The following is a 25,674-nucleotide window of genomic DNA, read 5'->3' on the forward strand; positions in this document are numbered from 1 at the left end:
CCGGCGCCGTCCGGGTCGCCGCTTCGATCGATCCTCCGCACCGCGACGCTTTCATTCCCGATCAAGGCCTGAGTCTAGATGACGACCCCGATGACCACCTCGAAGCCCTCAACGCAAGCTTCCCACGCTTCGGTCCAGGTGGGGACGTCGGACGACGCCTTTACCCACAGGCTCGGCACCGTTGCAGACGCCGTCGAGGCGTTCCTCGCAGAACGTCTCGGACCGGAGGTGCAGACGTGCGAGATCGCGCGTCCGCCCCGCCTGATGGAAGCGATGCGCCACGCCGTGCTCGGCGGCGGCAAGCGGCTGCGCCCGTTCCTCGCCGTCGAGACGGCGCGGATGCTGGGCGGCGCCGAGGCCGGGGCCCTGGCGGCGGGCTCGGCGATCGAGCTCGTGCACTGCTACTCGCTCGTCCACGACGACCTGCCGGCGATGGACAATGACGACCTGCGTCGCGGCAAGCCGACCGTGCATCGCGCCTACGACGAGGCGACCGCGATCCTCGTCGGCGACGCCCTGCAGACACTGGCCTTCGAGATCCTGGCCGATTCGCGCTGGCAGGCCGATGCGGCCGCGCGCTCGGACCTCGTCCTCGGGCTCGCCCGTGCGTCGGGCCTCGGCGGCATGGTGGGCGGCCAACTCCTCGACCTCGGCGCGGAGGGGCGTTTCGGGCCGATCGCGGTCGACGTCGACGACACCCTCAGGCTCCAGGCGATGAAAACCGGCGCGATCCTTGCCTTCTCGGTCGAGGCGGGAGCGATCGTCGGCGGCGCGAATGCAGACGAGCGGGCCGCGCTCCTGCGCTACGGCCTCGCGCTGGGCCAAGCCTTCCAGATCGCCGACGACATTCTCGATCGCGAGGCCTCGCCCGAGGCGATGGGCAAGGCGACCGGCAAGGACAAGGAGGCCGGCAAGGCGACCCTCGTCGACCGCCTCGGCCTCGACGGGGCCCGTGCCGAGTGCGACCGCCTCGTCGGCGTGTGCGAGGAGGCTGTCTCGCGCTGGGGCGGGAAGGCCGACATCCTGCGCGAGGCGGCCCGGTTCACAGTGGCGCGCAAGGCCTGATCGGCCCCCTGCCCGCTTGCCAAAGGACGGGCCGCGCCGATAGAGCCGCGCGGCACGTTCCGTTTCATCTGACGAGTTCCGCCATGACGACCTACAAGCTCCTCCTCCTGCCCGGCGACGGCATCGGCCCCGAGGTGATGGCGCAGGTGGAGCGGGTAGTCGGCGCGCTGCGCGAACTCGGCATCGCCTCCTTCGAGACCGAGACCGACCTCGTCGGCGGCGCCGCGATCGATGTGCACGGCAAGCCCCTCGCGGACGAGACCCTGGCGCGTGCGGACGCGGCCGATGCCATCCTGCTCGGCGCGGTGGGCGGCCCAAAATGGAACGGCGTCGCCTACGAGATCCGCCCCGAGGCCGGCCTCCTGCGCCTGCGCAAGGATCTCGGACTCTTCGCAAATCTGCGCCCCGCGATCTGCTATCCGGCTCTGGCCGATGCCTCGGCGCTGAAGCGCGATCTCGTCGAGGGCCTCGATATCATGATCGTTCGCGAGCTGACGGGCGGGGTCTATTTCGGGGAGCCGAAGGAAATCACGGTGCTGGAGGACGGCTCGAAGCGCGCCATCGACACCCAGGTCTACACGACCGGCGAGATCGAGCGGATCGCGCACGTCGCCTTCGACCTCGCCCGCAAGCGCTCCGGCCGCGTCGCCTCCGCCGAGAAGCACAACGTGATGAAGTCCGGTGTCCTCTGGAAGGAGGTCGTCACCAAGGTTCATGCCGAGCACTACACCGACGTTGAGCTAGAGCACGTGCTCGCCGACAATTGCGCCATGCAGCTCGTGCGGCGGCCGAAGCAGTTCGACGTGCTGGTGACCGACAACCTGTTCGGCGACATTCTGTCCGACGCGGCCGCCATGCTCACGGGCTCGCTGGGCATGCTGCCCTCGGCCTCGCTCGGCGCGGTCGATGCCCGGGGGACGCGCAAGGCGCTCTACGAGCCGGTGCACGGCTCGGCGCCCGACATCGCGGGCCAGGATCTCGCGAACCCGCTCGCCATGATCGGATCGCTCGCCATGTGCCTGCGCTACTCGTTCGGCCTCGGCGAGGCGGCGGACCTCCTCGACGGCGCCATCACCGATGCGCTGGCAGGCGGCGCGCGCACGAGGGACATCGTCGGGCCCGGCGCAAAGGTCGTCGGCACCGCCGGCATGGGCGAGGCGGTAATCACCGCGCTGAAGGCCCGCGCACGCTGACGCCGATCTCCGGGCGCCACGTCCGGACGAGGTCCCGCTCTCCCGCGTTTCTCGATCCTGCAGACACGAACATGAAAAGGGCGCCCCGAGGGGCGCCCTTTCGCGTCTGAGATCCGGCGCGTGGGCTCAGTACGGGTTGCCGTAGCGCGAGACGTAGGAGGTCGGGTCGATCGCGTCGACGGCCGAGAAGTCGACGTTGCGGATCGCGCTCGAGCGGGCGCCGATGAACGGGCCGTTGGTGATCGGGTCCGGCAGGATGCCGCCGCCGAAGCGGTCGTTGCGGCCGTAGACCGGAGTGAGCTGGTTCGAAGCGGCGATCAGCTGCGGATTGGTCGCAGGATTGCCGAGGCCCGCCACGGTGCTGCCCGGCTCCACCACGTTGCCGGCGTCGAGCCAGCTGCGCGGACGGATGCGGATCGGAAGGGGTTGGCTCACCCGGTAGCCCGCCGGCGCGTAGCGCCCCTGGGCATCTGCGGCCGTGCTGAGGCCGATTCCGGTGACGGCGAGAGCCCCCATGAGAGCGATCTTGAATGAGCGCATGACGCACCTTGCTTAAATTCGGGCGGATCCTGGCACCGAAGGGTTAAGAGCCTCTCACGTTGGCCTAGCGCGCGGCTGTCGCCGCGTGCGCTGTGGGTCTTGCGCGAAGTGCCCTCGATCCCCGGCTTGTCTTTCGAGATGACGTGCGAGCGGAGCCGTTGTTCCCGGCTCATGGCTCAGCTTGCACATTTTTGCCCAGCTTTCGCCTTATTTTTTCGATTGCCCCCGACGCGCCACCGCGATCGAGCCGGTCTGACCGGCCGGCTCACCGGCCGCCGTGACGGGTTTCGCGGCGCGGCAGCCCTCGTCGCGCCGCGTGTCCGCCTCGCGGAACACCGCCTCGACGGCGGGATTGGCGTGGCCGTCGAGTGACAGCCGATCGAGGGCGCAGACGAGCGCTCGTGCCTCCGGCGCCTGTCCAAGCGGCGCGCAGAGCCACCCCTCCAACCGCACGGGCGCCGCCTCCAGGCTGACGAAGCCCAGGCAGGTTCGGTTCAGACTTCCGGCGAGCCCCGTCTCCATCGTCTCGACGGCGCCGAACTTCGAATCGACACGGCCGCGCTCGCCGGTGCGCGTCACGGACAGATTGGGCCCGTCCGCGGCGCGGCGCGCCAACGCGACGAACAGGCTGGGCGCGGGCTCCGCCGTCACCCCTTGCGTCACGATGATCCGCAGATGCGTCTCCTCGATCGCGGCGAAATCGCCGCGGGAGAGGCTCGCCTCCCGCGAACCCGTGGCCGCATTGATCCGTGCCGGCTCGGCACGCATGGTCTCGATCCCCTCCATGTCATCGAGGCGAAGCCGCGGCCCGGCCTCCGCGACCGGCACCGCCGGCCGCACGGGCAAGGCGGATGCGGGCACGAAGGCGATGGCGACCGGCTGCTCGGGCTCGCGGACCGGTGGGTTCGTGCGGATCGTCTGGCGGGCATAGAGGCTGAGGACTGCGATCACCCCTGCCGCAGCGACCGCGCGTGTCGTGAACCGGGCGAGCCCGAAGCGGCGCGGCACCGCCGGCTGAATTTCCTCCTCCGGTTCCGGATCGGGCCCTGCGGGCGCATCAAATCGGGGTTCGCGGCGTTCTCTTGTCATCAGGGGTCTCGGATCGGATTGCACGGGCTCCGGGCGTTTGTTCGAGCGCCAGCATCGCCGCGGCCGCTCGCCACCGGGTTTCCGCGCCGGACCGGCGGACGCCTTTCTGCGGTCTCGGTGAATCGAACGTTTTCGTTCATGGCCGGGCCACGTTATGGCCCGACCTCCCTTGACAGGTGCGCGAGCGCGGAGTCTTGCTCTCGCCGGCCGGAGGCCCCACCTCGCACGAGAGGCGCGGCGGGGGACGGACGGCCGCTCGCGGACGAAAGATGCGCCGCGGACATGCCTTGAGGGCCGCCGGACGGCGGCGCGAGGGCCCCGGATCGGGCGGGGCAACCGGACCGCGGCAGGACGAGCCGCGCGGTCGCGGGTCGAGGGTTTCAAGCGGAGTGGGAGTGATGGGTTACAAGGTCGCCGTCGTCGGTGCCACGGGGAACGTGGGCCGCGAGATGCTCGACATCCTGGCCGAGCGCGCCTTCCCGGCCGACGAGGTCGTGGCACTGGCCTCGCGCCGGAGCCAGGGGCAGGACGTCTCGTTCGGCGACAAGATTCTCAAGGTCAAAGCCCTCGACACCTACGATTTCTCGGACACGGACATCTGCCTGATGTCGGCCGGCGGCGAGGCCTCCAAGGAGTGGTCGCCCCGCATCGGTCAGCAGGGCTGCGTCGTGATCGATAATTCCTCGGCCTTCCGCTACGATTCCGACGTGCCGCTGATCGTGCCCGAGGTGAACGCCGACGCGGTCGTGGGCTTCACCAAGAAGAACATCATCGCCAACCCGAACTGCTCGACAGCGCAACTCGTGGTGGCGCTCAAGCCGCTGCACGACGCGGCAACGATCAAGCGCGTCGTCGTCTCGACCTATCAGTCGGTCTCCGGCGCTGGCAAGGACGCCATGGACGAGCTCTTCAACCAGACCCGCTCGGTCTTCACGGCGGGCGAGGTCAAGGTCGAGAAGTTCACCAAGCGCATCGCCTTCAACGTCATCCCCCACATCGACGTGTTCATGGAGGATGGCTACACGAAGGAAGAGTGGAAGATGGTCGCCGAGACCAAGAAGATGCTCGACCCGAAGATCAAGCTCACGGCCACCGCCGTGCGCGTGCCGGTCTTCATCGGGCACGCGGAATCGGTGAACGTCGAGTTCGAGCGTCCCCTGTCGCCCGAGCAGGCCACCGAGATCCTGCGCGCGGCGCCGGGCGTCCTCGTGGTCGATAAGCGCGAGCCCGGCGGCTACATCACGCCCCACGAAGCGGCCGGCGAGGATGCCACCTACGTCTCCCGCATCCGCGAGGACGCGACGGTGGAGAACGGGCTCGCCTTCTGGTGCGTCTCGGACAACCTGCGGAAAGGCGCGGCGCTGAACGCCGTGCAGATCGCCGAGGTGCTGATCAACCGCAAGCTCCTGAACAAGGCGAAGCACGCAGCCTGAGCTGCCGACGCGCCCGTCCTCGGTTCGGAAAGCGCCGTCCCGCATGAGCGGGGCGGCGCTTTCCGTTCGCGCTGTCATATGCACGTGATGTGACAACAGACCTAGGAATCTGTACCGATTTAAGAACAAAACACGAACTTAGGTCGTCGAGATGTCGGGATTGACGCCGCGCGACAGCGAACTCAGCCGTATCCGCCAGGTGTTGGCGGGACTGTTGGTCGAGACGAAGCTCATCCGTCTCTCGCGGAGCCTCGCCCGCAAATACAGTCCCGATCAGCCGCGCGCGCCGCCCGGTCAGCCGGATGGCGGCCGGTGGGTCTCGGAGGGCGGCGGCGCGGGCGAGGGTGATGTCGATCCCGCGCTCGTGGGGCCGGGCCGCTGGACCTCCCTCGCATTGCAGGATGAGGCAGGCGAGGACGGCCGTAGCCGCGAGCGCACGGTGCTCGAGGACGGGTCCGAGGTTCTCACGATCCGGATTTACGCGGGTCCGCGCGCGGGTGACGAGGAGCACACGGTCACCGCGCCGGACGGCGAGAGCCGGGTCTTCGAGACGTCCGGCGACACGCAAACCATCCGGGATGGGGCGACCGGCGAGATCCTGTCCCGTTCGCGCTTCACCGGAACGGGCGTGGAGCCCCTCGCGAGCGTTCAGCCCGCTTTCCTGCCTGCGTTGCCGCTGGTCGTCACGACGACGGTCGAGTTGGCAGCACTCCTCGCGACTGTTCTTTCAGCGCGTAGAGGCCGCTTCGGGCCGGCCCTCGGTCTATCCGCCAAAAGGTACGCGCAAGACGGAAGCCTTGAGAACGCTCCGTTGGTGTGGGTGAGGCCGTTGACGCGATCGGAGCTTGAGGTCGCCTGTCCGCGAGCAGGCGAAGTCTCGGCTCTTGCCGACCAGGTCGCTGCTCAACTGAGGCAGTCGAAGCCGTAACTCACGCCGCAGAATTTTGGAAATGCCCTGTACTTCGAAATAGCTGGCGCAATAAATTTGCGAAATGATCCTGATTCCGTTGCAGAAATTTCGTTAGAAGATAATCGGAAAGAGGCTGATTACGGTGATCGCCGATATATAAGCTTGGATGTACTTGAAAATACTAAGAACAATACGGTGTGCGTCTATGACCATAAGACGGGATCGCGCGGGCTCTCCGCTTCACGCGCCCTCTGGATCGCAGCCATTGTGAAGAAACGCTATCCCCACGTTCAGCAGATCATCATCGTGCAGGTGAGACCTCGGACATGACGAAAATAAAACAGATCAAGTGCCTTTCGAAGGATTTGCTCGATCGAAGCTCTGATTTGATCCTGATCAAGGGTCGCGTGATTTGGCTGGAGCCGATCGACCATGTCGGGCGCACCATCCGGTTTGATCGATCCTCATGCGCACGACGGTTCTATCTGAGCTGAAAACTGACCGAACTTTACGCACCCGAAGCGAGGCCGGCCCGATCCTACGGGTGCTGCGGCCAGAGATTCTTGCGGCGAACCGGTCCGAAAGGCGAGGATTTCGTTGCATGGGATTGGGACGATCCGGCCATGCCGGGCGGCTTCCGGCAGGCTGTGGAGGAGAGCGTGTTGCCGATGCTCCGTCCGCTCGACAGTTGGGAGAAGGCGCTCGCCTTCCTGCGCGGCCACCAGCCGACGGACCTGACCCGTGGCTGGCGGTGGCACCTCGTTACCGCCGTGGCACTCGGGGAGCTTGATGCCGCGCGCGACCTCTGGCGGGAACGCGGCCACCTGTATTGCAAAGGGGAGGTCATGCACGACCCACGGGATCAGGTCCTGTACGATCGCTATTGCGAGATCGGCGAGCCTCTCATGGCTGACGACTGGGCCTCTCTGGCGCGAATCCTCCACCGGTGGGAAGCGGAGAACGTGCGGGGCACCGCGATCGAGCCGTACTGGGCGCCGACGCCCTTCCCCCTTGAGCGTGAATTCTGACCGGCACGTCCCGCGAGCCCGCCATGTCCCGGTTGGACCAGAATGCATGACGACCAAGAAGCAAGTCCGACAGCTCTTTCTCCCGATCTTGAAGAGAAACCGCGACGTCGTGCAACTCGACCGGATCACGATCTGGCTCACACCGATTCGGCACTGGGCCTGCCGCATGACGGTCGATCGATGCTCGCATCCGGACGTGCCGGTCCCCTCCTGGCACATCACGGATCTGATCGAACCGCATCACGCATTCCCCGATTTCGGACGAGTTAAGGAAAGACTCTATCGTCGTCAGGTTGGGAAGGGGTGGTGCTGGTCAGATTTCGACATGGAGAAGCCGCTGAGAGCGATGATCGAGTTGGAGGTTCTGCGGTTCTTTCGAAAGGTCGCAACGCTTGAAAACTATGTCGCGCTTCAGAGGCGGTACCACATGTGGGGGCCAAACCATACGCCGATCAACGATCTGATTCTCGATATCGCTGTTGGAAATTTGTCGGAGGCAACAAGACAATTCAATGTTGTGTGGGGTCAATGTCAAAATTACTTGAATTATATTTACAGAGAGAGAAAAGCTGCAATCCGAGGCTTCAATAAGGAATTAAGCATGCTCGCATTGCTGCGGGATGATTTGCTTTCCGAGAATCGCACCGGTCTCGCCAAGACGCTTTTCGCCTGGGAATCCGAGAACATTACGCGCTTGGGCATCGAGCAGATCTGGGAGCCGACACCGTTTCCCTTGGAACGGGGCGGCGAAGCCATGTCGCCCGTCTCCGAGGATATGGTGGCGCGGCTCGAGTCGATGATCAGGATCACGCCGCGCAAGATCTGGGCTGATGAGGCCTGATTGCGACACCTGACGTCCGTGATGCGAACACAGCTGGATCCGGCAGGTGCCGGCGAGGCTGCCTGTCGAGGCGGAGTCGTCCGCTTCGCACCTGGCCTAGCCCTGCATGGACAGACTTGATCAAGCGCGCGCCTGCCCGTCGGCCAGCGGGCGGCCATCGGGCTGCTCCTCCATAGCCGAGAGCCGGAAACCGTGCGCGGCACCGCGATCGAGCCGAATTGTACACGGCGCCCTTCCCACCTCGAAATCGGGTGACGATCCGCTCGCCTCGCTCCCTCCCTGTTCGAAGCGAGCGTTCAGGTCGCGAGAAATTGGCTTGAATCCCGGCGCTCCCGGCGCTATCTCAGTCGCATCAGTTCTGGTTGCAGTCGTGAGGCTGCGGTTCGGGAGTGGGCCCCACCGGGCCCGCTCTTTTTTATTGCCGCAACGCGCGACCCGGCCGGTCACGTCGGAGCCTTGAGCGCATGGCGGAAGCCCCCGAGAAGCGTCTGGTCAGCGAGAACGGCGTCGCCCTGCGCGTCGCCCAGGTGGTCGAGGGCCCGATCGAAGGGCTCGGCTACCAGCTCGTGCGGGTGAAGGTCTCGGGCACGAACGGATGCACGGTCCAGATCATGGCCGAGCGGCCGGACGGGTCGATGACCGTGGAGGATTGCGAGGCGGTGAGCCGGGCCCTCTCGCCGATCCTCGATCTCGACGATCCGGTCGGACGGCCCTACCATCTGGAGATCTCCTCGCCCGGCATCGACCGGCCGCTGGTGCGCGTCTCCGACTTCGTCCGCTGGGTGGGCTACGAGGCCAAGATCGAGCTCGCCGTGCCGCTCGACGGCCGCAAGCGCTTCCGCGGCATCATCGACACCCCGAGCCCGGACGGGCGGACCGTGCCGGTCGACCTGCCGGACGTGAAGGAGGGCCTGCCGAGCCGGATCGATGTGCCCCTGCGTGACCTCGCCGAGGCCCATCTCGTTCTCACCGACGATCTGATCCGCGAGTCTCTCCGCCGCGGCTCCGCTCCGCCGCAGGACGACGAGGACGAGGATCTGGAGCCGGATCAGGTCGAGGCGGACGCGCCGCATGCGGTGCGCCTCGTGCCCGCACCGCAACGGCCGAAGCTGAAGGAAGCGAAGCCCGGCAAGGCGAAGAAGGCTCCGCAGCCCAAGACGCCGGAGCAGAAGGAGAAGGCGAAATCCGCCGTCACCAAGGCCGTGCGTCTGAAGGATTCCGGCAAGCTCCACTGAAGAAGCCCCTGCCCTGCCGCAGCCGGTGGGGCCGTGAAAAGATTGTGAGAGAAGGAACGATTCCGATGGCCGTCGTCAGCGCCAACAGGCTCGAACTCCTGCAGATCGCCGATGCGGTCGCCCGCGAGAAGGTGATCGACCGCCAGATCGTCATCGAGGCGATGGAGGAGGCCATCGCCAAGGCCGCCCGTTCCCGCTACGGCGCCGAGACCGACGTCCATGCCGAGATCGACGCGAAGACGGGGGCGCTTCGCCTCTCCCGCCACCTTCTCGTGGTGGAGCTCGTCGAGAACGACGCCCGCGAGATCACCCTCGACCAAGCCCGCCGCTACAACCCGGCGGCTCAGGTGGGTGACGTGATATCCGACACGCTGCCGCCCTTCGATTTCGGGCGGGTCGCCGCCCAGTCGGCCAAGCAGGTCATCGTCCAGAAGGTCCGCGACGCCGAGCGCGACCGCCAGTACGAGGAGTACAAGGACCGCATCGGCGAGGTCGTGAACGGCCTCGTCAAGCGCGTCGAGTACGGCAACGTGATCGTCGATCTCGGCCGCGGCGAGGGCATCGTGCGCCGCGACGAGATGATCCCGCGCGAGACGTTCCGGCCCGGCGACCGCATCCGCTCCTACCTGTTCGACGTGCGCCGCGAGGTGCGCGGGCCGCAGATCTTCCTCTCGCGCTCGCACCCGCAATTCATGGCCAAGCTGTTCGGCCAGGAGGTGCCCGAGATCTATGACGGCATCGTCGAGGTGAAGGCGGTGGCGCGCGATCCCGGTTCGCGGGCCAAGATCGCCGTCATCTCGCGGGACGGCTCGATCGACCCGGTCGGCGCCTGCGTCGGCATGCGGGGCTCCCGCGTGCAGGCGGTGGTCGGCGAGCTTCAGGGCGAGAAGATCGACATCATCCCGTGGTCCGAGGACCAAGCGACCTTCATCGTCAACGCATTGCAGCCGGCGGAAGTCGTCAAGGTCGTTCTCGACGAGGAGGCCGACCGCATCGAGGTCGTGGTGCCGGACGACCAGCTCTCGCTCGCCATCGGCCGCCGCGGCCAGAACGTGCGCCTCGCCTCGCAGCTCACGGGCTGGGACATCGACATCCTCACCGAGGCCGAGGAATCGGAGCGCCGCCAGAAGGAGTTCGCCGAGCGGACCCAGGTCTTCATGGAGGCGCTCGACGTCGACGAGACGGTGGGCCAGCTTCTCGCGGCGGAAGGCTTCCGCAACGTCGAGGAAGTCGCCTACGTCGAGCCGCAGGAACTCGCCAACATCCAGGGCCTCGACGAGGAGACGGGCACCGAGATCCAGGCTCGCGCCCAGGATTACCTCGCCCGGGTCGAGTCCGAGTACGATGCGCGCCGCCAGGAACTCGGCGTCGAGGATGAGGTTCGGGAGATCGAGGGCATCACCACGCCGATGCTCGTTGCGCTCGGCGAGAACGAGGTGAAGACGGTCGAGGATCTGGCGGGCTGCGCCACCGACGACCTCGTCGGCTACACCGAGGGGCGCGGCCCGGATGCAGTTCGCCACGCCGGCTACCTCGACGGGTTCGACGTGTCCCGCGCCGAGGCCGAGGCCATGATCATGGCGGCCCGTCTCAAGGCCGGCTGGATCGAGGCGTTGCCCGAGCCTGAGGAGCCTGCCGAGGGCGAGGAGCCCGCCGAGGCCGAGGCCTGAGGCGAGCCGAGAAAGGCAGGCTCCGAATGACGACCGCGCGCGAGGCCGATGAACCCTCCGTCACCGATCTCGACGCCGGTCCCCTGACGGGCCGGCGCGGGGCGGAGCGGACGTGCATCGTCACGCGCGCGACGCAAGAGCCCGCGGAGATGATCCGCTTCGTGCTAGGGCCGGACGGCACGGTGGTGCCGGATCTGCGTGCGCGCCTGCCCGGCCGCGGCGCCTGGGTGAGCGCGCGGAGCGAGGTGGTTGCCGAGGCGGCGCGCCGCCGCCTGTTCCAGCGCGCCTTTAAGGCCAAGGGCGCCGATGCGGGCGAGGATCTCGCCGGCCGGGTCGCGGCGGGGCTCCGCGAGGATCTGCGGCAGGGGCTTGCCCTTGCCAATAAGGCGGGCTGCGTGGTTGCCGGATTCGCCAAGGTCGAAGCCGCGATCGGCGACCGGGCCGGTGTGGCGGCGGTCATCCATGCCTCCGACGCGAGCGCCGACGGACGCCGAAAGATCGCCGCGGCATTGCACCGGCGGCATGGCGATGCCATATCCCGTGTACCGATCATCGATGACCTGTCCGGCGTCGAATTGGACATGGCCTTGGGTCGGGATCATGTGATACACGCTGCGCTCGTCGCAGGAGTCGGTGCTTCCGGCTGCCTGGCGCGTTGGCGTCGGTACCGCTCCTTCGCGGGTGTTGCCACGACGACTGAGGGGACCGGTCCCGCCTGCGACGGCGAGATCGGCTCCGATCTGCCTGACGACGATGTGACGGATCTGGCCGGTACCGGGACGGTTGCCGGTGGACGGGACGATGGAAACCCTCAGGGTTTGGGCTGAATGAGCGATACGAACAATCCGGGAGACAAGACTCTGACGAAAGCACCCTCGAAGCCGCTGTCCTTGAAGCGTCCGATCGAGCAGGGCACCGTCCGTCAGAGCTTCTCCCACGGCCGCTCGAAGCAGGTCGTGGTCGAGACGGTGAAGCGCCGGGTGATCGGCGCGGCACCCGGCACGGCAGCCCCACGCGAGGCCGCACCCGCCAGCCGACCCGCCGCGCCGGCACCGGCCGCACCCGCGCGTCCTGCCGCTGCGCAGCGCTCGTCGTCCGGCGTGGTCCTGCGGACGCTGAGCGAGCAGGAGCGCGACGCCCGCGCCGCCGCGCTGGCCGATGCGCAGCGCCGCGAGCAGGATGTGCGCCGCCAGGCCGAGGACGAGGCACGCCATCGCCGCGAGCGCGAGGAGGCCGAGCAGCGCGAGCGCGAAGCCGCCGAGCAGCGCAAGCGCGACGAGGAGAGCCGCCGCCGCCAGGAGGAGGAACTCCGCCGTCGCGCAACGGAAGAGGCCCTGCGCCGAACCGACACCGAGACGGCGCGCGCGCCTGCTCCCACGCCCGCTCCGGTCGCTCCGGTTCAGGCCGCGCCCGCTCAGCCGGCACCGACCGCCGCGCAGAGCGCTGCCCCGCGACCCAGCGCCCCGCCGCGCCCGCTCCCGCCGCACGACCGGCCGCCCCGTCGGCTCGGCCGGTGCCATCGGCGCGCCCGGCCACGGCGACGCCCGTTCGAGCGCCGATCACCCCGCGTCCGCCGGCCGGCGAGCCGCGCCGGACGATCACGGCCGACGTGCGCAAGCCGCGCGATCTCAGCTTCATGGCGAAGCCGGCCCCGGCGCCGGAGCCGGAGAAATCCGCAACGCCCACCACCGCCGCCCGTCCCGCGGGTGCGGCCGCGGCCGCTCGCCCGGCCGGCCGGCCCGCTGTCGCGGCCGAGGAGGAGGGAGACACCAAGCGCGTGATCCGGCGGCCCGGCATGCCGCTCAAGATCATCACCCCGCCGAAGACGCCCCGCTCGCCGGGTGGCGACCGCAACCGCGGCCGCCTGACGATCGCCAACGCCACCGCTGGCGAGGAGGAGCGCACGCGCTCCGTCGCCTCGTTCCGCCGCCGTCAGCAGCGCATGAGCGGCCACCGGCACGTGGAGCAGAAGGAGAAGATCGCCCGCGAGGTGACGATCCCGGAGACGATCACGATCCAAGAACTCGCCAACCGCATGTCGGAGCGGGCGGTGGACGTGATCCGCTTGCTGATGAAGCAGGGCCAGATCCACAAGATCACTGACGTGATCGATTCGGACACCGCCCAGCTGATCGCCGAGGAACTCGGCCACACGGTGCGCCGCGTTGCCGAGTCGGACGTCGAGGAGGGTCTCACCTCCGACGAGCCGGATTTCGAGGAGGATCTCGATCCGCGTCCCCCGGTCGTGACCATCATGGGCCACGTCGACCACGGCAAGACCTCGCTCCTCGACGCGATCCGCAAGGCGAACGTCGTCTCGGGCGAGGCCGGCGGCATCACCCAGCACATCGGTGCCTACCAGGTGGCGGCGCCGTCCGGCGACCTCATCACCTTCATCGACACCCCCGGCCACGCGGCCTTCACCTCCATGCGCGCCCGAGGCGCCAAGGTGACGGACATCGTCGTGATCGTGGTGGCGGCCGATGACGGCGTGATGCCCCAGACCGTCGAGGCGATCCAGCACGCCAAGGCGGCGGCTGTTCCTATGATCATCGCGATCAACAAGATCGACAAGGCCGACGCGAACCCGCAGCGGGTCCGCACCGAGCTTCTGCAGCACGACATCCAAGTCGAGTCGATGGGCGGCGAGACGCTGGAATTCGAGGTTTCGGCCAAGACCGGCGACGGCCTGCCCGATCTCCTCGAAGGTCTGCAGCTTCAGGCCGAGATCATGAACCTGCGCGCCAACGAGAAGCGCGACGGCGAGGGCACGGTCATCGAGGCCCAGCTTGATCGCGGGCGCGGCCCCGTCGCCACCGTGCTGGTGCAGCGCGGAACCCTGTTCACCGGCGACATCGTCGTCGCCGGAGCGGAATGGGGCCGAGTGCGGGCGCTCATCGACGACAAGGGCGAGAACATCCAGTATGCCGGCCCTTCGGTGCCGGTCGAGGTTCTCGGCTTCAACGGCACGCCCGACGCAGGCGACCGCGTCATCGTCGTGGCAAACGAGGCCCGCGCCCGAGAGGTCACCGAGTACCGCGCCCGCATCAAGCGTGAGCGGCTCGCGGCCCGTACCGGCGGCGCCAACCGCTCGCTCGTCGACATGATGCGCGACCTCAAGGAAGGTGCCGGCCGCAAGGAGCTGCCGATCATCATCAAGGGCGACGTTCAGGGCTCGGTCGAGGCCATCTCCGGCGCGCTGGAGAAGCTCGGCAACGATGAGGTCTCGGCGCGGATCCTGCTTGCCGGTGTTGGCGGCATCACCGAGTCCGACATCACCCTGTCGCAGGCCTCGAAGGCCGTCGTCATCGGCTTCAACGTGCGCGCCCACAAGGAAGCACGCGAGGCGGCCGAGCGGGCGGGCACTGAGATCCGCTACTACAACATCATCTATGACCTCGTGGACGACATCAAAGCCACGATGTCCGGCATGCTCCCGCCGACGCTCCGCGAGGAGCGCCTAGGCGAGGCGCTGATCCAAGAGGTCTTCGAGGTCTCGAAGGTCGGCAAGGTCGCCGGCTGCCGCGTCCAGGATGGTGTCGTGGAGCGCGGCGCCCATGTTCGCCTGATCCGCGACAATGTCGTGATCCACGAGGGCAAGCTGAAGACCCTGAAGCGCTTCAAGGACGACGCGAAGGAAGTCACGTCGGGCCAGGAATGCGGCATGGCCTTCGAGAATTTCGAGAACATGCGGGCGGGCGACATGATCGAGTGCTATCGCGTCGAGGAGATCCGCCGCACGCTCTGATGCGGCGCTTTCTCGGCGGAGTGACAGGGGCGTGGCCTTCGTAGGCCGCGCCCCTTTTTCATGTCGAGACCGTCTGCGTACGGCGCCGGACCGATCCTTAAGGTTGACGCTCGATTCGTCCGTTCAGGGCCGGGCTCCGGCCTGTTCAGGTGCAGGGGCACCGAATAGCGTCTGTCTAGATTGATACACCCAAGATGAGGCGGCCGACGGGCTGCGAGGGCGCGGGGCGATGCTGAATTCCTACGTGATCCGTCGTGCACTCTCGGACGGCAAGTACCGCAAGATATTCGTGGAGCGCCTGACCGAGCCGCTGCACCTGAACGCGATCTCGCTGGGCGTCGCGCTGTTCGGCTCGTTCCGGGCCAAGGTCGCATTCGACCTGATGGTGCGCCAGCAATATGCGTTTCCGATCCTGTTCGCCGCCGAGCAGGCGAGGAGGCGCGGCCTCCCGCGCATCACGGTGCTGGAGTTCGGCGTGGCGGCGGGGGCGGGCCTCCTCAACATGTGCGAGCTCGCCCGGCGCACCGAGGCCGCGACCGGAGTCGCCATCGATGTCGTGGGTTTCGACACGGGCCGCGGCATGCCGCCCGCGATCGATTATCGCGACATGCCGGAATATTTCCAGGAGGGCGACTTCCCGATGGATTTCGAGGCCCTGCGCCGGGCGCTTCCCGGCCGGTGCCGCCTCGTCATCGGCGACGCCGAGACCACGATCCCCGACTTCCTGGCCTCGGTCTCGCCCGAGGCGCCGGTCGGCTTCGTCTCGGTCGACGTCGATTACTATTCGTCGGCCGTGAAGGTGCTGACTGTCCTCGACGGCCGGCCCGAGCAATATCTGCCGCTCGTCCCCGTCTACCTCGACGACGTGAGCATGGACGGGGCGAATCCCTGGAACGGCGAGCTTCTCGCGGTCGCGGAGTTCAACGAGGCCCGCCCCCTTCGCAAGATCGCCCCGTTCAACGTCCTGCGCTCGAAGCGGGTCTTCAAGAATGCAGGCTGGATCGATCGCATGTTCGCGGCGCATATCCACGATCACCCCTCCCGCACCCCGGCGACGGCGAAACGGGCGACACAGGCCTATATCCCGAACGAGTATTTGCGCTAAAGGAAGCGCCTTCACGCGGCACCCGCTTCGCTGACTGCGCCCCGATCGTTCGGGCCGCCGTCGCGGGCGTTCGCGATCCATGCTCCGGCGATGCTCGGCAGGTGGTGGGGCCTGTCCCGGCCGCGCGGCTCCCCAGGGGAGCGCGCGGCGGGAAGAGGGTTCTTTCGCCCGTTGCAGCGTTTGCCGCCCGAACTGCGTTAGACGTCTCGATGGCCCAGAAACAGCAGAGCGCCGGTCCCTCTCAGCGCCAGCAGCGCGTGGCGGAACTGGTGCGGCACGCCCTTGCCGAGGTGCTTCAGCGCGGCGACATCCAGGATCCTGTGCTCGGCACGCACGTGGTTACCGTGCCGGAGGTCCGCATGTCGCCGGACCTCAAGCTCGCCACCGCCTACGTCATGCCGCTCGGCGGCCAGGACGAGGCGCCGGTCATTGCGGCGCTGGAGCGCAACCGGAAGATCCTGCGCCAGGAAGTCGCCCGGCGGGTGAACCTCAAATACGCGCCCGAACTCCGGTTCCGCCGCGACGAAACCTTCGACGAGGCCGCCCGAATCGACGCGCTTCTGCGCAGCGATAAGGTGCAGCGGGACCTCGACACGGGACCACAAGAAGGGTCCGACGGCGAACCCGAGCCTGATCCCGGGCATTGATCCCGGCGCGCCCGACCGAACTTATCCGACCCGAAACGCTGGACGGCGCGGCGAGGCCCGGTTCAACTCCGGAGCCCGAGCGGCCGAACCGTCATCGACCGAGGATCTCATGACCGACGTTCCGCCCATCGAGCGCCAGAACCCCGCGCCCGAGACGATGCGCCCGAGCGAGCGCCGTCCCCTCGACGGGCGCCGTCCGCCCCGCAGCGGGCCGAGGCCCGACCGCCCGAAGAAGCGCGACGTCAGCGGATGGGTGATCCTCGACAAGGGCGTCGGCATGACCTCGACGCACGCCGTCGCGGTGGTGAAGCGCGCCTTCAACGCCAAGAAGGCGGGCCATGCCGGCACGCTCGACCCCCTGGCCTCGGGCATCCTGCCGATCGCCCTCGGCGAGGCGACGAAGACGGTTCCCTTCGTCATGGACGGGCGCAAAGCTTACCGCTTCACCGTGGCCTGGGGCGTGGAGACCGACACGGACGACGCGGAGGGACGCCCCGTCGCGACCAGCGAGGAACGTCCGACCCGCGAGGCCGTCGAGGCGGCGCTGCCCAACTTCATCGGGGCGATCGAGCAGGTTCCGCCGCGCTTCTCAGCCATCAAGATCGCGGGCGAGCGCGCCTACGATCTCGCCCGCGACGGCGAGGTGGTCGAGCTCGTCGCTCGGCCAGTCCAGATCGATCATCTGTCGGTGGTCGAGCACGCGGATGGGCACACGGTGATCGCGGCCGAGTGCGGCAAGGGCACCTATGTGCGGGCGCTCGCCCGCGACCTCGGCCGCATGCTCGGCTGCTACGGCCACGTCGCCGCGCTTCGCCGCACGCGCGTCGGACCTTTCTCCGAGGGCGAATCGTGCAACGTCGCCGCCCTGGAGGCGGGCGGCCCGGAAGGCAACGCGCCGCATCTGCGCCCGGTCGAGACCGCCCTCGACGCGATCCCCTCGGTGACGATCTCGCGCGACATGGCTCTGCGGCTGATGCGCGGTCAGCCGGTGATCCTGCGCGGGCGGGACGCACCCACGGAGGGCAAGATCTTCGCCACCTGCGGCGGCATCCTCGTTGCGGTCGGCGACGTCGAGCGAGGCGAACTGGTGCCGCATCGGGTGTTTCACCTCGGCGGCGTCGGCGGGCGATAGGCGCGGCGCCCTCCCTTAGCCGGCCGCGATGTCGTCCGGCTTCTCCGCCTTCGCCTGCGCCCGGTCGGCCCGGATGCCGCGGCGGACGACGACGAGCTGCCACACCGCCAGGGCGATCAGCAGGAGTTCCAGGGCGGTCGCCGCGATCATGGCGCGCCCTCCTGCCCGGATTCGGCGCGCTGCCGCGCCGCGGCTTCGCGGTCCCGGCGTATGCTGCGCTTGAGGCGTGCGAGCTGCCAAATCGCCGCACCGATGGCGAGCGCGAAGACGAGGCCGATGTCGAAGACCGCGAAGAGCGGATCGCTCACGGAGCGCTCTCGCGCGCCAGCGCCTCCCGCTCGCGCAGGATCTCGATCATGTCGAGCACGCGCACGACCTTCCCACCGAGATCCCACCAGCCGGGCACCGCCGTGGGCGCCGGGACCGCCGACACGGCGGCGACCAGGAAGGCGGTCTCGGGCAGGCAGGGCGCCGGCGCGGGGACGGTCGCACGCGGCAGGGCGGCGCGCGCGAGGAGCGCGGCCTTGCGGCGCCCGGGAACGCGGGCGCGGCGGCTGACCGAATCGTGTCCCGCCCGCTCGATCTCCCGGCCGATCTCCGCGTAGATCAGCCGCGCTGCGCGGATCGCGGGGCGGCAACCGGGCGGCAGGCCGCGGATCCCCGACTCCGAGCGCGCGTAGAGAAGCTCCGCCGCGTCGAGGAGGCGCGCGACGAGCCGGCCGATGGCCGGGCTCGCCTCGGGCTTCGCCAGGAAGGCGTCCGGCTCGATGCCCTCCTCGGCGAGCCAGCGCAGGGGCAGGTAGAGCCGGCCCGCCCGCGCATCCTCGCCGACGTCGCGGGCGATGTTGGTGAGCTGCATCGCCACACCCAGGTCGCAGGCCCGCGCCAGGATCTCGGGATCGCGGACGCCCATGATCAGGGTCATCATCGCGCCGACCGAGCCCGCGACGCGCGCCGCGTAGGCGCAGAGGTCCGACAGGGTCTCGTAGCGGCGTCCCCGCGCATCCCAGGCCAAGCCGTCGAGGAGCGCCTCGGGCAGCGTCCGCGGGATGGCGTAGGCGGCGAGGATGTCGGCGAGCGCCCGGTCGGCCGGGCTGTCGGCCGGATCGCCCGCGTAGGCCCGCGCGAGGCGAGCCTGGAGCCGGACGACCGCGGCGGCCGAGGTGCCGGCCCGCGCTTCGTCCACCGCATCGTCCGAGTGGCGGCAGAAGGCGTAGAGTCCGTAGGCCGCCCGACGGGTGCCCGGCGGCAGCAGGAGCGAGGCGGCGTGAAAGCTGCGGGAGCCCTGGCGGATCGCAGCCCGGCAGGCCGCGTGATCGCGCCCACTGGCGAAGGGCGCGGGCGGCCGCTCGGCGAAGTCAGGCGAAGACGCGCGCATCCGGCACCACCCGATCGAGAATTCTGGCCGAGGACAACACGCCGGGAAGCCCGGCGCCCGGATGGGTGCCTGCCCCGACGAGGAAAAGGTTGCGCACGTCCTCGGACGCGTTGTGCGGACGGAACCACGCCGATTGCTTCAGCACCGGCTCCAGGCCGAAGCCGGAGCCGCGGAAGCTGAGGAAATCGTCGGCGAAATCCTGCGGCGTCGTCACCTTTGAGGTCACGATTGCCTCTGACAGGCCGGGCATCAGGCTCGCCTCGAGATAGGCGGCGATGCGCCGCCGGTAAGCTTCGGCGCAAATCCCCCAATCCTGCCCGCCGGCGAGGTTCGGCACCGGCGAGAGGACGTAGAAGGCGTCGTGACCGGGTGGCGCCAGCATCGGATCCGTCGCGGTTGGCCGATGCAGGTAGAGGCTGAAATCGTCGGCGAGGCGCTTCCGCCCGAAGATGTCGGCGATGAGCTCGCGGTAGCGCGGCCCCATCAGGATCGTGTGATGGGCGAGGTCGGGATATTTTCGCTTTGTCCCGAAATACCAGACGAACAGGCCCATCGACGAATGCGTCGCGTCGATGCGGGCGTCGCTCCAGCGCCGGCGCGCCTTGCGCGGCAGCAGGCGTCGGTAGGTGAAGGCCGAGTCGGCGTTCGAGACCACGATGTCGGCCGGGATCCGCTCGCCTGTGGTGAGCGTGACGCCGACGGCCCGCCCCTCGTCGACGCGGATATCCGCCACGTCCGCACCGGTACGCAGGGCCCCGCCTTGCCCCCGGATCAGGCCGGCGAGGCCGTCGACGAGGCGGCCCGTGCCCCCCATCGCGAAATGGACGCCCCAGCGCCGCTCGAGATGCGCGATCAGGCAGTAGATCGCGCTCGCGCGGAACGGGCTTCCGCCGATCAGCAGCGGGTGGAAGCTGAAGATCGTCCGCAGCCGCTCGTCGCTGATATGCCGCGAGACCTCCCGGTAGACGCTGCGATGGCCGCCGAGGCGCAACAGGTCCGGGGCGATGCGCAGCATGTCCCGGATGCTGCCGAAGGGGACATGGCCGAGTTCCTCGAAGCCAATCCGGCAGATCTCGCGGCTGCGCGCCATGAAGCGCTCGTAGCCCGGCACGTCGGCTCGCGAGAAGCGTGCGACCTCGGCCCGCATCGCGGCCTCGTCGCCGCTGTATTCGAAAGTGGCGCCATCCTCGAACCGGATCCGGTAGAAGGGCAGCATCGGCACGAGGTGGACATCGTCCGACATCCGCCGCCCGCAGAGCGCCCAGAGTTCTTCGAACAGGAAGGGCGCGGTGACGATGGTCGGCCCCGCATCGAAGGTGAAGCCGTCCTGCCAGTGGACGCGGGCCCGACCGCCGAGCTGGTCTAGCCGCTCCAGGACGGTCACCCGGTAGCCTCGCGCTCCGAGCCGGATGGCGGCCGCGAGCCCGCCGAATCCGCTGCCGATGACGACGGCGCGGGGTCTCGGCCCCTCGCCGAGACTGTCGATCTCCATTGACTGATCAATCGTCAACATCATTGGACAGTACGGTCAGTCGTGTTTCCCTGGCAAGGCGGGTCCTGTCGCGGTTCGACGTCGATTCCGCGGATGTTCCGGCGGCAGGATGCCGACAACCGCGGCCTCGCGCAGGATCGTGTCGGCGACGCGCTCCGGCGCCTCCTCGTGTGCGAGGTGGCCGAGGCCGCGCAGCAGCTCCACCCGCGCATCGGGCAGGCGATCACGCACGGCAAAGGCCGTCTCGGGCAGGATGGCGCGATCTTCGCCGCCGACGACGAGCAGCGTGCGGAGCCCGAGGCCGGCGAGATCGCGATCGAGGGCGTCGAGGTTCCAGTTCGCCATCATGCCGAGGGCGCCGGCGATGTGCGCGGGCTTGCGGAACAGGCGGCGGTAGAGATCGAGGCCCTGTCCATCGAGGCGGGAGCCGGTGCCGCGGATCAGCCGCTCGACCGCGGCGCGATCGACCGACCACGCGAAGATGCGGGACGTGACCGGGTTGAGGAACAGCATCCGCGCCATGCCGGGAAAGACGAGGCCCGCCATGCCCGGGAACGGCTTGAGCGCACCGTTCAGCGCCACCAGGAGCCGGGGCGCGAACCCGCCGTCGAGGCAGGCCCGGGCGAGGATCGCGGCTCCGGCCGAGTGGCCGACGACCACAGCGGGGTCACTGCCTAGCGCCCGAACGAGGTCGGTGAGCGCCCCAGCCATGCCGGGCAGCGACAGGCGTCGGTCCGGCAGTGGATCCGTGAAGCCGTGGCCGGGGAGGTCTGGCGCGATCACGCGAAAGCGCTCCGCGAGGCGCGGCATCAGCCCGCGCCAGGAATGAGTCGCGGCCCCGGTTCCGTGAACGAGGAGAAGTTGGGGCGCCCCCGCCGGCCCCATTTCCTGGAGGTGCCAGGAGAGGCCGGAGGCCGTCACGAAGCGGCTCGCGCCCCGGTGCGGCCAGTCGCGGCCCTCCTCTTCCCAGCGCGGACGGTCCTCCCGGTAGGAGACCATGGCGAGGCTCACGCTGTTCATCGGGCGGGCGCCGCCGCCCGCACCGCGGCCCCGAGGCGGGTGGCGTCGGCCTGTGGCAGGGGCAGGTAGCGCGCCGCCATTGCCTCCGCGAGGCGCCGGGCCGGGTCCTGAGGGCGGAACGCGGTGTCGATGAGAAGAGCCGGCAGGCCTTCCCCGCGGAACGCGCGGGCGGCCGCGAGCGCATCTTCCGCCGCCTGCGCCCGACCCGACACGCCCGAACGGGCGATGTTCGCGCGACCATCGGTCAGCAAGACGACGAGGGGCGTGCCACCCGCCCGGCGAACGGCGAGTGCCAGGGCGAGCGCAGCGTCGAGCCCGGCCGCCAGCGGCGTCCCCCCGCCCCGGGAAGCCCCGCGAGCCCGCGCTTCGCACGCACGAGGGAGCGCGTCGGCGGCAGGATAATGTCGGCGCCCGCGCCGCGGAAGGCGACGAGGGCGACCCGGTCGCGCCGGGCGTAGGATTCGGCGAGCAGGCCCTCGACGGCGCCCTTCGCCTCCGCGAGGCGCTCGATGGCGGAGGAGCCCGAGGCGTCGACGGCGAAGATCGTCGTGGTCTCGCTGCGCTGGCGGTAGCGGGTGATGCGCAGATCGTCGGTGCGGATCATGATCCGCCCTGCCGCGGAGGATGCCCGCAGCCGCTGCCAGGGTGCGGCCGCGCGAAGCGTCGCCACGAGGTCGAGCCGCGCGCGGCGCGGATCGCCGGGCCGGCTGCTCACGGGCCGGCCCGAACGCGCCGAGGCTGCGGGAGCGCCGGCCTTGCCGGCCTTGGCGCTCCGCACGCGTTCGCATGCGAGGAGCGCGAGGAGGCCGGGCGGGATCGCGGCGCGGATCGCCGCGAGGACGACGTCGTCGAGCGGCCGGTCGGCGGCGCCGTCGCGGTCCGTGGGCGCGTCGGTCGAACCCGGCTCCGGTCGATCGGCCGCCTCGGCCTGCGGCTCGGGCAGGCGCGTCGCGCGCGGAGCCAGCACGAGTGCGGCGGCCTCGACCGCGTGAGCCTCCCCCGGCTCGCCCGCACCGTCCAGCGCGGCCGCGATGCGGGCGACGCGCAGGGCCAGGATCGGTCCCCGGAGCGAGGCAACGCCGAAGGTGCAGGCGGTGAAGCAGAGGCTCTCGATCAGATTCGCGCCGTCGCCGGATCGAACGCCCTTCTCCGCGCCGGAACGGGAGTGGGGGCGGGCTTCGGACATCGGAACCGCATCCCGAGTCCTCGGGCCCGCCGCGACGTCGCGCAGGCTGACACCGTCGAGATCGAGCCGGAAGGCGAGGCGTTCGAGAAGAGCGGCGGGCGGCGTCTCCTCGTCGTCCCCCTCGTCGAGCAGGACGAGGGCGATGCGGGCGGGCAGCCGCGCAGCGAGACCGTCCCGCGTCACCGCGACGATGCCGGTATCGAGGCAGGATGCGAGGCGCGCGGCAATGCCCGCGTCGAGGCGCTCGGCCATCGGCACGATGAGCAGGCCGCCATCCGCCTCGGCCAGCAGCCCCCGCTGAAGCACCGGCCGGCCCGTGGCGAGCGTCGCCGGCAGATCGAGCCCGCCGAGGAGGCGATCGTCGGCGATGCCGGCCGGCATCCGGCGGACCGGACGCCCGGGCGCGAGCGCGGCGGACAGGGCAGCGAGCCAGGCGTCGCGCACGGGGCCCGGCCGCGCCCGCAGCCGAACGCCGCCGCAGCCATGCGGATCGGCGGCGAGCAGCCTCGCGACCCGCAGGGCGGTCTCCCAGGCCGCCCGGCCAGGCTCCGGCTCGGGCGGCGCGCTCACGCCAACACCTCGGCGACGGCGCGGGCGACGCGGGCCGTCGAGCCCGCCTCGTCGAGGGGATTGCGGCGCAGCCGGTGGCGCAGGGCGGAGGGCGCGACGCTGCGGATCTGGTCGAGCCCGACTTGGTCCATCCCGTCGAAGGCGGCCAAGGCCCGGGCGGCGCGCATCAGGGTCAGCTCGCCGCGCAGGCCATCCGTGCCGAGGGCGAGGCAGAGGCGGGCCGCGGTCTCAAGCATTGCGTCCGGGACCGTGACGTCCGCGAGCCGGTTGCGGGCCGCATTGAGCCGCCGTCGCAGAGCCTTCTCGGCCCCGGCGTGCGCCGCGGCGAAGCCGCCGGGGTCGCGCTCGAAGGCGTCGCGGCGACGCACCACCTCGATCCGCGTCGGGATGTCGGTCGGCGTCGTCACCTCGACGGCGAGGCCGAAGCGGTCGAGGAGCTGGGGCCGCAACTCGCCCTCCTCGGGGTTGCCGCTGCCAACGAGCACGAAACGGGCCGGGTGTCGCAGGCTCAAACCCTCGCGCTCCACCGTGTTGACGCCCGAGGCCGCCACGTCGAGGAGCAGGTCCACGAGGTGATCCTCAAGGAGGTTCACCTCGTCGATGTAGAGGAAGCCGCGATTCGCCCGGGCGAGCAGTCCCGGCTCGAACGCCTTGATGCCGGCCGCCAGCGCCCGCTCCAGATCGAGGGCGCCGACGACCCGGTCCTCGGTGGCGCCGAGCGGCAGATCGACGACGGGTACCGGCACCGGCCTCGCCTGGCGGAGGCCACCACCGGCGCAATGGGGGCAGGCGGAGGCCGCGGAGGCCGGATCGCAGGAATAGGGGCAGCCCGCCACAGCCTTCATCGGCGGCAGCAGCGCGGCGAGCGCCCGGATCGCGGTCGATTTGCCGGTACCCCGGTCGCCCAGCGCCAACACCCCGCCGACGCTCGGGTCCACCGCCGCGATGAGCAGGGCGCGCTTCATCTCGTCCTGCCCGACGATCGCCGAGAAGGGAAAGACGGGCGCCGCCTCCGGGATCGAGGCCTGAGGACGCGATGCCGCTCTGCGGGCCGCCGGCTCGGCGTGAGAGGGCGCGTCGGCGCCTTCCCCTGGCTCGGGCTCGTTGGAGGTCATCGCCGCGGATCGCTCGTCGAGGGTCATGCGCCCTACTCCGCTGCCACCTTCTCGAGGCCGATGCGCCGCCAGATCGTCGCGAGGGCGCCGACCAGATGGTCGATGTCCGCGTCGGTGTGGAGCGGCGAGGGCGTGATGCGCAGACGCTCGGTGCCGCGCGGCACGGTCGGGTAATTGATGGGCTGCACGTAGATGCCGAACTCGTCGAGCAGCGCGTCGCTGATCGCCTTGCAGAGCACGGGGTCGCAGACCATCACCGGCACGATATGGCTCCCGTTCGACAGGTAGGGAATGCCGGCCTCGTCGAGGCAGGTGCGCACCCGCCGGACCCGGTCCTGGTGCCGCGCCCGCTCGGCGCTGCTCTGCTTAAGGTGGCGGATGCTCGCCGCCGCGCCCGCCGCCACAGCCGGCGGCAGCGAGGTGGTGAAGATGAAGCCCGAGGCGAAGCTGCGCACGAAGTCGCAGAGCTTGGCCGAGCCGGTGATGTAGCCGCCATGGACGGCGAAGGCCTTGCCGAGCGTGCCCTCGATCACGTCGAGCCGGTGGGCGAGGCCCTGCCGCTCCGAGATGCCGCCGCCCCGTGCGCCGTAGAGGCCCACCGCGTGCACCTCGTCGAGGTAGGTCAGCGCGCCGTGCGCCTCGGCCACGTCGCAGATCTCGGCGATCGGAGCGATGTCACCGTCCATCGAGTAGACCGATTCGAAGGCGACGAGCTTCGGCCGGCCGGGGTCGACGAGCCGGAGCTTGCGGTCGAGATCGGCGGGGTCGTTGTGGCGGAAGATCTGGCGTTCGGCCCGGCTCGCGCGGATGCCCTCGATCATCGAGGCGTGGTTGCCCTCGTCGGAGAACACGACGCAGCCGGGCAACTTGCCGGCGAGCGTGCCCAAAGCCGCCCAGTTCGAGACGTAGCCCGAAGTGAACAGGAGTGCCGCTTCCTTGTCGTGGAGGTCGGCGAGCTCCTGCTCCAGAAGCACGTGGTAATGGTTGGTGCCCGAGATGTTGCGGGTGCCGCCCGCCCCCGCTCCGCAGCGGTCGAGGGCCTCATGCATGGCGGCGAGCACCTTCGGATGCTGGCCCATGCCCAGATAATCGTTCGAGCACCAGACGGTGACGGGACGCGTACCGGCCGGGTGATGGTGGACAGCGTGGGGAAAGCGCCCGGCCTCCCGCTCGAGGTCGGTGAAGACCCGGTAGCGTCCCTCGCGGTGGAGGCCGTTCAGCTCGGTGGCGAAGAAGGCGTCATAATCCATCGCGGGGCTCCCCTTCCCTGGTGGTCT

General features: G+C 69.5%; 21 protein-coding genes and 2 pseudogenes. 13 read left to right on the forward strand and 10 right to left on the reverse strand.

Going from position 1 to position 25,674, the window contains the following annotated elements; all coding sequences use genetic code 11:
• The first annotated feature begins 78 nt into the window (after positions 1–78).
• Together DK389_RS00910 and leuB are read left to right on the forward strand one after the other, a co-directional pair.
• The gene (locus tag DK389_RS00910) at positions 79–1,065 is read left to right on the forward strand and encodes a polyprenyl synthetase family protein (RefSeq protein ID WP_236960502.1); all 987 of its coding nucleotides are present in this window, start codon (positions 79–81) and stop codon (positions 1,063–1,065) included.
• A gap of 83 nt (positions 1,066–1,148) precedes the next feature.
• Positions 1,149–2,258, forward strand: coding sequence for a 3-isopropylmalate dehydrogenase (leuB, locus tag DK389_RS00915; protein WP_109886900.1), 1,110 nt, complete (start codon positions 1,149–1,151; stop codon positions 2,256–2,258).
• A gap of 126 nt (positions 2,259–2,384) precedes the next feature.
• Here the strand turns inward: leuB and DK389_RS00920 are convergent, their stop codons facing one another.
• Together DK389_RS00920 and DK389_RS00925 are read right to left on the reverse strand one after the other, a co-directional pair.
• Positions 2,385–2,798, reverse strand: coding sequence for a hypothetical protein (locus DK389_RS00920; RefSeq protein ID WP_109886902.1), 414 nt, complete (start codon positions 2,796–2,798; stop codon positions 2,385–2,387).
• Between the two features lie 207 nt (positions 2,799–3,005).
• Positions 3,006–3,806 (reverse strand): hypothetical protein, encoded by an 801-nt coding sequence (locus DK389_RS00925; RefSeq protein WP_236960503.1) that lies wholly within the window; start codon positions 3,804–3,806, stop codon positions 3,006–3,008.
• A 479-nt stretch (positions 3,807–4,285) separates the two neighbouring features.
• Between DK389_RS00925 and DK389_RS00930 the strand changes: the two genes are divergently transcribed.
• From DK389_RS00930 to truB, 11 genes and pseudogenes are all read left to right on the forward strand, one after another.
• The gene (locus tag DK389_RS00930) at positions 4,286–5,320 is read left to right on the forward strand and encodes an aspartate-semialdehyde dehydrogenase (RefSeq protein ID WP_109886904.1); all 1,035 of its coding nucleotides are present in this window, start codon (positions 4,286–4,288) and stop codon (positions 5,318–5,320) included.
• A gap of 160 nt (positions 5,321–5,480) precedes the next feature.
• On the forward strand, positions 5,481–6,248 hold the full coding sequence (locus DK389_RS00935; RefSeq protein WP_162560435.1) for a hypothetical protein: 768 nt from the start codon (positions 5,481–5,483) through the stop codon (positions 6,246–6,248).
• 605 nt (positions 6,249–6,853) lie between these two features.
• Positions 6,854–7,258 (forward strand): hypothetical protein, encoded by a 405-nt coding sequence (locus DK389_RS00940; protein ID WP_109886908.1) that lies wholly within the window; start codon positions 6,854–6,856, stop codon positions 7,256–7,258.
• Between the two features lie 46 nt (positions 7,259–7,304).
• A complete protein-coding gene (locus DK389_RS31890) occupies positions 7,305–8,099 on the forward strand; it encodes a hypothetical protein (protein ID WP_162560436.1) in 795 nt (264 codons plus the stop codon).
• Positions 8,100–8,563: 464 nt separating this feature from the next.
• Positions 8,564–9,334, forward strand: coding sequence for a ribosome maturation factor RimP (rimP, locus tag DK389_RS00950; protein ID WP_109886912.1), 771 nt, complete (start codon positions 8,564–8,566; stop codon positions 9,332–9,334).
• A 65-nt stretch (positions 9,335–9,399) separates the two neighbouring features.
• On the forward strand, positions 9,400–11,004 hold the full coding sequence (nusA, locus tag DK389_RS00955; protein ID WP_109886913.1) for a transcription termination factor NusA: 1,605 nt from the start codon (positions 9,400–9,402) through the stop codon (positions 11,002–11,004).
• A gap of 26 nt (positions 11,005–11,030) precedes the next feature.
• On the forward strand, positions 11,031–11,831 hold the full coding sequence (locus DK389_RS00960; RefSeq protein ID WP_109886915.1) for an RNA-binding protein: 801 nt from the start codon (positions 11,031–11,033) through the stop codon (positions 11,829–11,831).
• Positions 11,832–14,752, forward strand: a pseudogene (infB, locus tag DK389_RS00965) (translation initiation factor IF-2).
• A gap of 229 nt (positions 14,753–14,981) precedes the next feature.
• Entirely contained in the window at positions 14,982–15,857 is an 876-nt protein-coding gene (locus DK389_RS00970; RefSeq protein ID WP_109886917.1) for a hypothetical protein, read from the forward strand.
• Between the two features lie 209 nt (positions 15,858–16,066).
• Positions 16,067–16,504, forward strand: coding sequence for a 30S ribosome-binding factor RbfA (gene rbfA / locus DK389_RS00975; protein ID WP_109886919.1), 438 nt, complete (start codon positions 16,067–16,069; stop codon positions 16,502–16,504).
• A gap of 109 nt (positions 16,505–16,613) precedes the next feature.
• Positions 16,614–17,636, forward strand: a complete 1,023-nt coding sequence (gene truB / locus DK389_RS00980) for a tRNA pseudouridine(55) synthase TruB (RefSeq protein ID WP_109886920.1) — start codon at positions 16,614–16,616, stop codon at positions 17,634–17,636.
• Positions 17,637–17,651: 15 nt separating this feature from the next.
• On the opposite strand, the gene DK389_RS34885 is transcribed toward truB, so the two are convergent.
• The 8 genes and pseudogenes from DK389_RS34885 to hemA form a co-directional block, all read right to left on the reverse strand.
• Positions 17,652–17,786 (reverse strand): hypothetical protein, encoded by a 135-nt coding sequence (locus tag DK389_RS34885; protein WP_257791926.1) that lies wholly within the window; start codon positions 17,784–17,786, stop codon positions 17,652–17,654.
• The gene (locus tag DK389_RS33315; RefSeq protein WP_194075144.1) at positions 17,783–17,944 is read right to left on the reverse strand and encodes a hypothetical protein; all 162 of its coding nucleotides are present in this window, start codon (positions 17,942–17,944) and stop codon (positions 17,783–17,785) included. The genes DK389_RS34885 and DK389_RS33315 overlap by 4 nt, the downstream gene beginning before the upstream one ends.
• Positions 17,941–19,014 carry a phytoene/squalene synthase family protein gene (locus DK389_RS00985; protein WP_109886922.1) on the reverse strand — a complete coding sequence of 358 codons (1,074 nt, stop codon included), beginning with the start codon at positions 19,012–19,014 and terminating at the stop codon, positions 17,941–17,943. The genes DK389_RS33315 and DK389_RS00985 overlap by 4 nt, the downstream gene beginning before the upstream one ends.
• The gene (locus DK389_RS00990) at positions 18,995–20,506 is read right to left on the reverse strand and encodes a phytoene desaturase (protein WP_109886923.1); all 1,512 of its coding nucleotides are present in this window, start codon (positions 20,504–20,506) and stop codon (positions 18,995–18,997) included. Before DK389_RS00990 ends, DK389_RS00985 begins: the two co-directional genes overlap by 20 nt.
• Positions 20,507–20,542: 36 nt before the next feature.
• Positions 20,543–21,526, reverse strand: a complete 984-nt coding sequence (gene bchO / locus DK389_RS00995; RefSeq protein WP_236960504.1) for an alpha/beta fold hydrolase BchO — start codon at positions 21,524–21,526, stop codon at positions 20,543–20,545.
• Positions 21,523–23,282: pseudogene (locus tag DK389_RS01000) on the reverse strand (magnesium chelatase subunit D). Before DK389_RS01000 ends, bchO begins: the two are co-directional and overlap by 4 nt.
• On the reverse strand, positions 23,279–24,247 hold the full coding sequence (gene bchI, locus DK389_RS01005) for a magnesium chelatase ATPase subunit I (protein ID WP_236961106.1): 969 nt from the start codon (positions 24,245–24,247) through the stop codon (positions 23,279–23,281). Before bchI ends, DK389_RS01000 begins: the two are co-directional and overlap by 4 nt.
• 182 nt (positions 24,248–24,429) lie before the next feature.
• On the reverse strand, positions 24,430–25,647 hold the full coding sequence (gene hemA / locus DK389_RS01010; RefSeq protein ID WP_109886925.1) for a 5-aminolevulinate synthase: 1,218 nt from the start codon (positions 25,645–25,647) through the stop codon (positions 24,430–24,432).
• Positions 25,648–25,674 lie beyond the last annotated feature (27 nt).

The organism is Methylobacterium durans (assembly GCF_003173715.1).
In the GTDB taxonomy this organism is placed as follows: domain Bacteria; phylum Pseudomonadota; class Alphaproteobacteria; order Rhizobiales; family Beijerinckiaceae; genus Methylobacterium; species Methylobacterium durans.

What these genes read in the sequence shown, in the direction of transcription:
- DK389_RS00910 (WP_236960502.1), top strand. Translation starts at nt 79, where the DNA reads ATGACGACCCCGATGACCACCTCGAAGCCCTCAACGCAAGCTTCCCAC.
- bchO (WP_236960504.1), bottom strand. Translation starts at nt 21,526, where the DNA reads ATGAACAGCGTGAGCCTCGCCATGGTCTCCTACCGGGAGGACCGTCCG.
- truB (WP_109886920.1), top strand. Translation starts at nt 16,614, where the DNA reads ATGACCGACGTTCCGCCCATCGAGCGCCAGAACCCCGCGCCCGAGACG.
- hemA (WP_109886925.1), bottom strand. Translation starts at nt 25,647, where the DNA reads ATGGATTATGACGCCTTCTTCGCCACCGAGCTGAACGGCCTCCACCGC.
- DK389_RS31890 (WP_162560436.1), top strand. Translation starts at nt 7,305, where the DNA reads ATGACGACCAAGAAGCAAGTCCGACAGCTCTTTCTCCCGATCTTGAAG.
- DK389_RS00960 (WP_109886915.1), top strand. Translation starts at nt 11,031, where the DNA reads ATGACGACCGCGCGCGAGGCCGATGAACCCTCCGTCACCGATCTCGAC.
- rimP (WP_109886912.1), top strand. Translation starts at nt 8,564, where the DNA reads ATGGCGGAAGCCCCCGAGAAGCGTCTGGTCAGCGAGAACGGCGTCGCC.
- DK389_RS00970 (WP_109886917.1), top strand. Translation starts at nt 14,982, where the DNA reads ATGCTGAATTCCTACGTGATCCGTCGTGCACTCTCGGACGGCAAGTAC.
- rbfA (WP_109886919.1), top strand. Translation starts at nt 16,067, where the DNA reads ATGGCCCAGAAACAGCAGAGCGCCGGTCCCTCTCAGCGCCAGCAGCGC.
- DK389_RS00930 (WP_109886904.1), top strand. Translation starts at nt 4,286, where the DNA reads ATGGGTTACAAGGTCGCCGTCGTCGGTGCCACGGGGAACGTGGGCCGC.
- nusA (WP_109886913.1), top strand. Translation starts at nt 9,400, where the DNA reads ATGGCCGTCGTCAGCGCCAACAGGCTCGAACTCCTGCAGATCGCCGAT.
- bchI (WP_236961106.1), bottom strand. Translation starts at nt 24,247, where the DNA reads ATGAAGCGCGCCCTGCTCATCGCGGCGGTGGACCCGAGCGTCGGCGGG.
- DK389_RS00940 (WP_109886908.1), top strand. Translation starts at nt 6,854, where the DNA reads ATGCCGGGCGGCTTCCGGCAGGCTGTGGAGGAGAGCGTGTTGCCGATG.
- DK389_RS00985 (WP_109886922.1), bottom strand. Translation starts at nt 19,014, where the DNA reads ATGCGCGCGTCTTCGCCTGACTTCGCCGAGCGGCCGCCCGCGCCCTTC.
- DK389_RS00990 (WP_109886923.1), bottom strand. Translation starts at nt 20,506, where the DNA reads ATGGAGATCGACAGTCTCGGCGAGGGGCCGAGACCCCGCGCCGTCGTC.
- DK389_RS00920 (WP_109886902.1), bottom strand. Translation starts at nt 2,798, where the DNA reads ATGCGCTCATTCAAGATCGCTCTCATGGGGGCTCTCGCCGTCACCGGA.
- DK389_RS34885 (WP_257791926.1), bottom strand. Translation starts at nt 17,786, where the DNA reads ATGATCGCGGCGACCGCCCTGGAACTCCTGCTGATCGCCCTGGCGGTG.
- leuB (WP_109886900.1), top strand. Translation starts at nt 1,149, where the DNA reads ATGACGACCTACAAGCTCCTCCTCCTGCCCGGCGACGGCATCGGCCCC.